The following is a 10,414-nucleotide window of genomic DNA, read 5'->3' as shown; positions in this document are numbered from 1 at the left end:
CGGAAATCAATATGTTGATGAAATTAGCAGAACGTTATGGATTCAAAATTCAAACGTTTACACATATTTTAGAAGGATATAAATTAGCAGATAAAATGTCGGCTCACGGAGTTGCTGGTTCAACATTTGCAGATTGGTGGGCTTACAAATATGAAGTTAACGATGCCATTCCATACAATGCATCGATTATGATGAACGAAGGCGTAAAAGTTTCTATCAATTCAGATGATGCTGAAATGTCGAGACGTTTGAATCAAGAAGCTGCTAAAACGGTTAAATACGGAAACGTAACGGAAGAAGAAGCTTGGAATTTCGTAACCTTAAATCCAGCCAAAATTCTTCAAATAGATAACAAAGTAGGAAGTATCAAAGTTGGTAAAGATGCCGATGTGGTACTTTGGTCAGATAGTCCATTATCAATCTACACAAGAGCAGAAAAAACGTTAGTAGACGGAATCATTTTCTATGATTTAGAAAAAGAAAAAGAGACTTTAGCATTGATTCAAAAAGAGCGCGCGGAACTTATCAATTTGATGTTAGACGCTAAAAACAAAGGAATGAAAACGCAATTACCTAAGAAAAAAGAAAACGGTCACTACCACTGTGATACCTTGGGAGAATATTGCAAAGAGTCTCACTACAAATACAACTAATGATGAAAAAATATATAGTTCTTTTATTTATTTCTTTGTTTGGGTTTGCCCAACAAACGCCAGCTCCAAAACAAAGCAAATCGATTTTAATCTTAGGTGCTAAAGCGCATTTAGGAAACGGACAAGTAATTGAAAATAGTTTAATTTCAATTATTGATGGAAAAATTACCAACATTGGTGATGCAACAGTAATGAAACCAGCCCAACACGATATTGTGATTGATGCTTCTGGAAAACACGTTTATCCTGGTTTTATTGCACCAAATTCAACTTTAGGTTTAGTTGAAATCGACGCCGTTAGAGCTTCAGATGATGAAAGTGAAATTGGTGAATTCAATCCGCATGTGAGAAGTATTATTGCTTACAATGCCGAATCTAAATTGGTAGAAACAACACGTCCAAATGGAGTTTTATTAGCACAAATTACTCCTAGAGGTGGCAGAATTCCTGGAACTTCATCTATTGTTCAACTAGATGCTTGGAACTGGGAAGACGCTTCGATTAAAACAGATGACGGAATTCACTTAAACTGGCCAAGAAGCTATTCAAGAGCGGGTTGGTGGGCAGAACCAGGAGGAATTGAAATGAACAAAAATTACGACCCACAAGTAAAGGCAATTCAAGAATATTTTGACAATGCTTTTGCTTATTTGGGAAGTAAAAATGCGAAAAAAGATATTCCATATGAAGCTATGAAAGGTTTACAAACAGGCGAAAAATCTTTATACGTAAACGCAAATGGTGAAAAAGAAATTATTGATGCCGTTTTATTTAAAAAGAAAAACAACATCAAAAACATGGTTATTGTTGGTGGTTATTACGCATTTAAAGTGGCGAATTTATTAAAAGAGAATAACGTTTCGGTTTTATTAAAACGCGTTCACGATTTACCTTTATTAGAAGATGAAGATGTAAATTTACCATACAAAAATGCTAAAATATTAGTTGATGCAGGTGTTTTAGTTGCATTGCAAAATGCAGGCGACATGGAACGTATGCAAACAAGAAACTTACCATTTTATGCCGGAACTTGTGCCGCTTGGGGATTAACAAAAGAACAAGCATTACAATTAATCACAGGAAATTCTGCTAAAATTTTAGGAATTGACAACCAATACGGAACTTTAGAATCAGGCAAGAGTGCTACTTTATTTATTTCTGAAGGCGATGCTTTAGATATGAAAACCAATGTCATTTCATTAGCTTTTATTGATGGAAGACAAATCAGTTTAGAAAGTCACCATACCGAATTGTACCAACGTTATAAAGGAAAATTCGAACAACAAAAAAAATAAGACCAAAAGCCTTTCAGTAAATGAGAGGCTTTTTTTGTACTTTTGCACAATAATTTCTTATTCATGAAACAAATCACCTCGGTTCAAAATCCGTTTATCAAATCGTTAGTTCAATTACAAGAGAAGGCAAAAGTTCGTAAGCAAACAGGCACTTTTTTAATTGAAGGAAAACGCGAAATTGAATTGGCGCTAAAAGGTGGTTATGAATTAGAAACCATTCTATTTTTACCTGAAATCATTTCAGAAAAACAATTAAACGATTTAACGACTAAACCGTTAAATGTAATAGAAATATCTAAAGAAGTCTACCAAAAACTTGCTTATCGCGATACTACCGAAGGTATATTAGCAATTGCAAAAACCAAATCCTTAGCCTTATCCGATTTAAAACTTTCGAAAAATCCATTAATATTAGTTGGTGAATCTCTTGAAAAACCTGGAAACGTTGGTGCCATTTTAAGAACAGCTGATGCCGCAAACATTGATGCTGTTATCATTGCCAATCCAAAAAGTGATTTATACAATCCTAACATCGTTCGCTCTAGCGTAGGTTGTTTGTTTACCCGACAAATTGCTGTTGGAACTACGGAAGAAGTTATTGCTTATTTAAAATCAAATGACATTAATATTTATTCCGCTACTTTACAAGATTCAACCGAATATCATACCCAAAACTACACCACTCCCACTGCTTTAGTTGTGGGAACAGAAGCTACTGGTTTATCTGAAAAATGGCGAACCGAAAGCACCAAAAATATCATCATTCCTATGCAAGGCGAAATTGATTCAATGAATGTTTCAGTTGCAGCCGCTATTTTGTTGTTTGAAGCTAAAAGACAAAGACAATTTCAATAGCAAATTCAAAATTCAACTTCAAATATTTTTTCTTTACTCATTTCTATATTTTCACTATTGCACAATTAGAAAAATTAACTTACTTTTAGTTGGTTAAAGAAAATGTATGACAGAATTAGAATTAGAAGCCGAAAACAAAGCCATTGCGCAAGAATATAAAGAATTACTTCGCATCAGTTATCAAACCCTTACAGATGAAGACAAAAAAATCATTCGTAAAGCATTTGATGTAGCTGTTGATGCTCATAAAGACCAACGCAGAAAATCGGGTGAAGCTTATATTTTCCATCCTATTGCTGTAGCTAAAATTGTAGCTAGAGACATTGGTTTGGGAGCAACTTCCATTGCGGCAGCTTTAATGCACGATGTAGTAGAAGATACTGACATTACGGTTCAGGATATTGAAAAAATGTTCAATCCGAAGATTGCTCAATTAGTGGAAGGCTTAACCAAAATTGCCAAAGTTAAAACCGATCAAGAAATATCAGTACAAGCGGAAAACTTCCGTAAAATGCTATTGACATTGAATGATGATGTTCGGGTAATTCTAATTAAAATTGCAGATAGATTGCACAACATGCAAACTATGGAAAGCATGGCCGATTACAAACAGGCAAAAATTGCTTCAGAAACATTATACATTTATGCGCCTCTAGCCCACCGTTTAGGTTTATATAATATTAAAACACAATTAGAAGATTTAGGATTAAAATATACAGAACCTGAAGTTTATAATGATATTGTTAGTAAAATAAAAGAAACCAAAGAAGAACAAGATACTTACATCAAAACTATTTCAGATGTTTTAAGCAAATCATTAACGGACGAGGGAATTGAATTCACTATAAAAGGTCGTCCAAAATCCATTTATTCTATTCGTAGAAAAATGAAGGTTCAAGGAGTAACATTTGATGAAGTCTACGACAAATTTGCTCTTCGAATTATTTACAAATCAGATCAACACGATGAAAAATTCTTGGCATGGAAAATTTATTCATTAGTTACGGATCATTATCGCCCATCGCCTAGTAGACTGAGAGATTGGATTTCATCCCCAAAATCAACTGGTTATGAAGCATTACACATTACTGTAATGGGACCAAAAGGTCGCTGGGTTGAAATTCAAGTTCGTAGTGAAAGAATGGATGAAATTGCAGAAAAAGGATATGCCGCACATTACAAATATAAAAACGGGGCTACAGAAGAACATGGTTTAGAAATATGGCTAAATCAACTTAAAGAAGCATTGGAAAATTCATCGGCTAATGCAGTCGATTTTGTAGAAGATTTTAAATTAAATTTATATGCCAAAGAAATCTATGTCTTCACTCCAAAAGGCGAAATTAAATCGCTACCAAAAGGAGCTACTTCTTTAGACTTTGCTTTTAGTATTCACTCAGAAATTGGAGTAAAAACTATAGGAACTCGGGTAAATGGAAAATTAGTTCCTTTAAATCATGTACTCAATAGTGGTGACCAAGTTGAAATTATTACTTCAGTCAATCAAAAACCAACTTCTCAATGGTTAGATTACGTAACAACTTCGCGTGCTAAAAATAAAATTAAAAACGTATTAAACGAGAATACTAAAAAAATTGCAGAAGAAGGTAAAGAATTATTAGAGCGAAAACTCCGCCATTTAAAGATTACTCTTAACGAAAATACTACAAATGAACTTGTAAATTATTTCAAGTTACAAACTAGTCTCGATTTATTTTACAGAGCTGGAATTGGTGCAATTGAAAACCAACAATTAAAAGACTATGCCGCTCAAAAAAGTAACACTCTTGTAAATTTTTTCAAAAAAACAATTAAACGCTCACCGTCTCATAACACTGATCAAATTCAGAAAAATGAAATCAGTAAAAAATACGATTTACTAGTTTTTGGAACAGAGCAAGACAAATTAGATTACAAACTTTCATCATGCTGTAATCCAATCCCTGGTGATGAAGTATTTGGATTTGTAACGATAAACGAAGGTATTAAAGTTCATAGAAAAGACTGTCCGAATGCAATTAGTATGCAATCTAATTACGCATATCGTATTATTCCTGCTAAGTGGATAGACTCTTCACAAGAAGAATTCAAAGCGGTTTTAAAAATTACAGGAATGGATATTTTAGGTCTTACTAATGAACTTACAAAAGTAATTTCTAGCCAAATGAATGTAAACATTCAAAGCATCTCATTAAATACAAAAGCTGGCATTTTTTATGGACAAGTAGCTGTTGTAGTTCAAAATAATACCATTTTGAAAAAACTTATTGAAAATATTAAAAAAGTAGATGGAATTGATAAAGTAACTCGAGTTTATAATAATTAACAAAAGTTAATAACTAAAATACCCTAATTAATTTAAAGGTTTTATACAAAATAAAAATAACACTATCTTTGCGCATATTTCATTTACCAATACGATGGAAAACAAAAATCAAGAAATTGTAAAGAACGTTTTTACTAAATTTTTAGAAGAAAAAGCACACCGTAAGACTCCAGAACGTTACGCCATTCTTCAGGAAATTTATAATACTGCCGAACATTTTGATATCGAATCTTTATATATCAAAATGAAAAATAAAAACTATCGTGTAAGTAGAGCAACCCTTTACAATACCATCGAACTTTTATTAGAGTGTGGTTTGGTGCGTCGTCATCAGTTTGGACAAAATCAGGCACATTACGAAAAATCGTATTTCGATAAACAACACGATCACATTATTTTAACCGATTCTGGTGAAGTTATCGAGTTTTGTGACCCAAGAATTCAACAAATAAAACAAACCATGGAAGAAATGTTTGGTATTGATATCTCAAACCACTCACTATATTTCTATGGCACAAAAAAACAACAATAAACCTAACATATAAACAACAAACAACAACACAATGACTGTAGATTTACTACTTGGATTACAATGGGGAGACGAAGGAAAAGGAAAAATCGTTGACGTTCTTACCTCAAAATATGATATTATTGCAAGATTTCAAGGTGGACCAAATGCGGGACACACTCTAGAATTTGACGGAATCAAACACGTTTTAAGAACGATTCCTTCTGGAATTTTCCACAAAAACGCAATTAATATCATTGGAAATGGAGTGGTAATCGACCCGGTAGTTTTCCAAAAAGAAATTGAAGGTTTAGCAAAATTCAACATGGATGTTACAGCTAAATTATTCATTTCAAGAAAAGCCCACTTAATTTTACCAACACACCGTTTGTTAGATGCCGCTTCTGAAGCATCAAAAGGAAAAGCAAAAATTGGTTCTACTTTAAAAGGAATTGGTCCAACATATATGGACAAAACGGGTAGAAACGGACTTAGAGTTGGAGATATCGAATTAGAAGATTTCAAAGAAAGATATAGAGCATTAGCAGATAAGCATGAAGCAATGATAGCTTTCTACGATGTAGAATTACAATACAAATTAAAAGAAATGGAAGATGAGTTTTTTGCAGCAGTAGAAGACTTGAAAAAATTAACTTTCATTGATAGCGAAGAATATTTAAACAAAGCTTTAAAAGAAGGAAAATCAATCTTAGCAGAAGGAGCGCAAGGTTCTTTATTAGATGTTGATTTTGGAACGTATCCATACGTAACTTCTTCTAATACAACAGCAGCTGGAGCTTGTACAGGTTTAGGAATTGCACCTAATAAAGTAAAAGATGTTTTCGGAATTTTCAAAGCGTACACAACACGTGTAGGTAGCGGTCCTTTCCCTACAGAAGATTTCGAAGAAGCTGGACAAACAATGGCTAAAGTGGGTAACGAATTTGGTTCTGTTACTGGACGTGCACGTCGTTGTGGTTGGTTGGATTTAGTGGCTTTAAAATATGCCGTTCAAGTTAATGGTGTTACGCAATTGTATATGATGAAAGGTGACGTACTTTCTGGATTTGACACCTTACAAGTTTGTACAGGTTACAACTATAAAGGACAAAAAATTCAACATTTACCATATAATATTGAACCTGAAAATGTAACTCCAATTTTCACCGAAATGAAAGGTTGGAAAGCCGATTTAACAGGAATGACAAGATATGATGAATTACCACAAGAATTAAAAGAGTACATCGAATTTATTGAGAAAGAAGTTGAAGTGCCAATTAAAGTAATTTCAGTTGGACCAGACAGAAAACAAACGATAACAAAATAATTTCTTAAAAACGCTTTCAATTGAAAGCGTTTTTTTCTTTTAATTGATAAATTATTCTTAATTATCAGTCGTTTTTAGAGTTTTTACTTAAATTTGGCTCAAAATAAATCCGACTTGAAAAACACATTTTTTTATATCGCCTTTTTAATGCTAACTGTAACTTTTTCGTTAGCTCAAGAAAAGAAAAAAATCATCATAGAAAACTCGGATTTCGTTGATATGAATCAAACCGAAATCCCAGGTGCTATTGTCTTTACTGGAAATGTACGTATTATCCATAATGGCGTAAAAATGTTTTGCAACAAAGCCTATCACTTTAAAGACGAAAATTACGTAAAAGCGTTTGGAAATGTTCAAATGAATCAAGGCGACAGCATCACCATGAACAGCCGTTATGCGGAATACAATGGTGATAAAGAATTTGCTTTTGCTACTGGAGATGTTGTAATGCGTTCACCAGAATCAACTTTAACTACTGACACGGTTTATTTCGACAAGAAAAACCAACAAGCATTTTACAATACTTACGGAACCATTCGTAATAAAGAAAACACCTTAAAAAGTAAATCGGGTCGTTATTATGTAGACCAAAAGAAATACAAATTTACTACTGCCGTTACCGTTACGAATCCTGAAAGCACCATTAAAACCAACAATCTAGATTATTACGAAAATTCAGGTCATGCCTATGTTTTTGGTCCTTCCACTATTACAAGTAAAGAAAATGTAATTTACACCGAAAACGGATTTTACGACACTACAAACGATGTTGGAAAACTTTCCAAAAATTCCAAAATTACCCTCGACAATAAGATAATAGAAGGTGATGATTTGTATTACGACAGAAAGAAAAATTATTCGAGAGGTATTAATAATGTAAAAATTACTGATACTATCAACAACGTAATCGCAACAGGTCATTACGCAGAATTATATAGAAACGCTGCAACCAAAAAAGACTCAATGATTTTAACCAAAAGAGCTTTAGTAAAAACATTGGTTGAAAAAGATACGATGTATATGCATGGCAAAAAAATCATTGTTTCAGGTCCGCAAGAAGATCGCGTAATTCGAGCTTTTAACAATGTTCGATTCTACAAAACCGACATGAGTGGAAAATGTGATTCATTATGGTCTAACAACAAATCAGAATTAACAAAACTAATTGGAAAACCAATTCTTTGGAACAATGACAACCAAATGACCGGTGATGTAATGCATTTAATTGGCAACAATAAAACCGAACAATTAGATTCGTTAAAAGTGCTCAACAATGCTTTCATCATCCAAAAAGATAGTCTTAGTAAAAATGGTTATAATCAGATAAAAGGACAAAATTTATATGGTAAATTCTATGACAATAAACTTAAAGAAGTTGATGTTGTAAAGAATGCCGAAGTTATTTACTACATGTACAACGATGCTAATGAGTTTATTGGTATCAACAAAACGGTTTGCAGTAAAATTAATTTGGAATTAGAAGCAAATAAAATCAATTCAATTACTTTCTTTACCAAAACCGATAGCCACATATATCCCGAAAGTGAATTCCCTGAAAACGCTCGAAAACTTAGAGGCTTCTTATGGCGTGGTGACGAGCGAATTTTAAGTAAAGACGATATTTTCCCAGTTGAAGAAATTGCTTTAGACGATAAAATTCAAATCGAAGCTAAAAAGAAAGCTATTGAAGCGGAAAAACCAATGGAAATTCAAAAAGAAACATTGGAATATGATTCTAAAAACAAAAAAGAAGAAAAGAAATCAGATAAAAAACTAGAAGTAAAAAAACTAGAAGTAAAAAAACAAAAGTAATGAGTAAAAGTAATTAGCTAAATTTAACTTATCACTATTCACTTTTTACTAATCACCAAAAATATGATTGAAGATTTTTTTAAATACCAAGCACAAACCTCACCTCACCCATTAGCTATGGAAATTTCCCATGCTAAGGGTTCTTATATTTACGACACCGATGGCAATCCTTATTTAGATATGGTTGCCGGAGTTTCAGCAAACACTTTAGGGCATCAACCACAGCGCGTAAATGATGCTATTAAAAAACAATTAGATACTTATTCTCATGTGATGGTGTATGGGGAATATGCCCAACATCCAGCAACAGAATTATGTAAGTTGTTAGCAGAATATCTTCCCTATCCACTTACGAAAACGTATTTGGTAAACTCAGGAACGGAAGCTATTGAAGGCGCTTTAAAATTAGCTCGTCGTGTAACAGGCAGAAGTCAATTGATTTCGTGTCATAATGCGTATCATGGGAATACTATGGGAAGCATGAGTGTAATGGGATTTGAGGAACGTAAGCAAATTTTTCGCCCGTTAATTCCTGATGTGGATTTTATTACATTTAATAACGAAGCGGATTTAGAAAAAATCACTACCAAAACAGCTGGAGTTTTATTAGAAACGATTCAGGGTGGTGCTGGTTTTATTGAACCTCAAAACGATTTTCTTAAAAAAGTACGCCAACGTTGTGATGAAGTGGGCGCTATCATGATATTAGACGAAATCCAACCCGGATTTGGTCGCACTGGAAAACTTTTCGGATTTCAAAACTACGATGTTATTCCCGATGTGGTGGTTATGGGAAAAGGAATGGGTGGCGGAATGCCTGTTGGAGCTTTCACCGCTTCAGCAGAAATGATGGATTTACTAAGTCACGATCCCAAATTAGGGCATATTACCACTTTTGGCGGACATCCTGTCATAGCAGCAGCGAGTTTAGCAACGTTACAAGAAATAACGGAAACCAATTTAATGGCTGAAACTTTAGAAAAAGAACAACTTTTCAAAAAGCTTTTAGTGCATCCACTAATCAAGGAAATTCGAGGTCGAGGGCTTATGCTAGCAGCAATGACAGATTCTCCTGAGATAACCAATGAAGTAATTCTTCGCTGTCATAAAAGAGGTGTTATTTTATTCTGGCTCCTTTTCGAAGGTTGCGCTGTTCGAATTACACCACCATTAACCATTAGTAATGAAGAAATTACAAAAGGTTGTGGCATTATTATTGAGGTATTAAATGAGATAGAAAAAGAAATGAAGTAAATGATGGAAGTTTGATGTTGGATAATTTTATCAGTTTAAATTGAATTTGATTTTTGAAATTGTCCAGAAGCTTAGGGATTGCTCTTGAAAATTGTTAATTAAATTGTTTAAAACAATTCAAACCCCAAACCACTACCCCAATATTATTCCTTACTTTTAATAAGGATAAAATCATAAAACAAAGCGCTATGAATTTGAGTCACGAAGAAGAAGAAAACAGCTTGTCCTTATCTAAATTTGAATCGATGTTAAAAACCAATAAAGTTTTTTTCTTTGATTCAGAAGAGTTTGAAGATATTATTCTTCATTACATGGATACAGGTCGATTGAATTTGGCCAAAAAAGCGCTTAAATTAGGTTTAGAACAACATCCAAAATCTACTG

General features: G+C 33.4%; 8 protein-coding genes and 1 pseudogene. All 9 read left to right on the top strand.

All coding sequences use genetic code 11. The annotated features are described in order from the left end of the window. Positions 1–653 (top strand): amidohydrolase family protein (locus Q0075_RS09700; protein ID WP_297869331.1); only part of this gene is annotated, 653 nt, incomplete at its 5' end. A 2-nt stretch (positions 654–655) separates the two neighbouring features. Next, on the top strand, positions 656–1,948 hold the full coding sequence (locus Q0075_RS09695; protein ID WP_297869330.1) for an amidohydrolase family protein: 1,293 nt from the start codon (positions 656–658) through the stop codon (positions 1,946–1,948). A 63-nt stretch (positions 1,949–2,011) separates the two neighbouring features. Continuing rightward, on the top strand, positions 2,012–2,803 hold the full coding sequence (locus Q0075_RS09690) for an RNA methyltransferase (RefSeq protein WP_297869329.1): 792 nt from the start codon (positions 2,012–2,014) through the stop codon (positions 2,801–2,803). A gap of 106 nt (positions 2,804–2,909) precedes the next feature. Further along, on the top strand, positions 2,910–5,129 hold the full coding sequence (locus Q0075_RS09685; RefSeq protein WP_297869328.1) for a RelA/SpoT family protein: 2,220 nt from the start codon (positions 2,910–2,912) through the stop codon (positions 5,127–5,129). Between the two features lie 94 nt (positions 5,130–5,223). Further along, positions 5,224–5,661: a transcriptional repressor gene (locus Q0075_RS09680; protein ID WP_297869327.1), complete on the top strand. Its 438-nt coding sequence runs from the start codon at positions 5,224–5,226 to the stop codon at positions 5,659–5,661. Between the two features lie 31 nt (positions 5,662–5,692). After that, positions 5,693–6,964 carry an adenylosuccinate synthase gene (locus tag Q0075_RS09675; RefSeq protein ID WP_297869326.1) on the top strand — a complete coding sequence of 424 codons (1,272 nt, stop codon included), beginning with the start codon at positions 5,693–5,695 and terminating at the stop codon, positions 6,962–6,964. Positions 6,965–7,111: 147 nt separating this feature from the next. Beyond that, positions 7,112–8,776, top strand: a complete 1,665-nt coding sequence (locus Q0075_RS09670) for an OstA-like protein (RefSeq protein ID WP_297869332.1) — start codon at positions 7,112–7,114, stop codon at positions 8,774–8,776. A gap of 63 nt (positions 8,777–8,839) precedes the next feature. Then, on the top strand, positions 8,840–10,030 hold the full coding sequence (locus Q0075_RS09665) for an aspartate aminotransferase family protein (RefSeq protein WP_297869325.1): 1,191 nt from the start codon (positions 8,840–8,842) through the stop codon (positions 10,028–10,030). A gap of 188 nt (positions 10,031–10,218) precedes the next feature. Beyond that, positions 10,219–10,414 (top strand): annotated as a pseudogene (locus Q0075_RS09660) (hypothetical protein); the annotation flags it as partial.

It is taken from the genome of uncultured Flavobacterium sp., assembly GCF_937967675.1.
Lineage (GTDB): Bacteria > Bacteroidota > Bacteroidia > Flavobacteriales > Flavobacteriaceae > Flavobacterium.
This window is presented reverse-complemented; position numbering and strand designations above follow the sequence as displayed.

What these genes read in the sequence shown, in the direction of transcription:
- Q0075_RS09695 (WP_297869330.1), top strand. Translation starts at nt 656, where the DNA reads ATGAAAAAATATATAGTTCTTTTATTTATTTCTTTGTTTGGGTTTGCC.
- Q0075_RS09690 (WP_297869329.1), top strand. Translation starts at nt 2,012, where the DNA reads ATGAAACAAATCACCTCGGTTCAAAATCCGTTTATCAAATCGTTAGTT.
- Q0075_RS09685 (WP_297869328.1), top strand. Translation starts at nt 2,910, where the DNA reads ATGACAGAATTAGAATTAGAAGCCGAAAACAAAGCCATTGCGCAAGAA.
- Q0075_RS09680 (WP_297869327.1), top strand. Translation starts at nt 5,224, where the DNA reads ATGGAAAACAAAAATCAAGAAATTGTAAAGAACGTTTTTACTAAATTT.
- Q0075_RS09675 (WP_297869326.1), top strand. Translation starts at nt 5,693, where the DNA reads ATGACTGTAGATTTACTACTTGGATTACAATGGGGAGACGAAGGAAAA.
- Q0075_RS09670 (WP_297869332.1), top strand. Translation starts at nt 7,112, where the DNA reads ATGCTAACTGTAACTTTTTCGTTAGCTCAAGAAAAGAAAAAAATCATC.
- Q0075_RS09665 (WP_297869325.1), top strand. Translation starts at nt 8,840, where the DNA reads ATGATTGAAGATTTTTTTAAATACCAAGCACAAACCTCACCTCACCCA.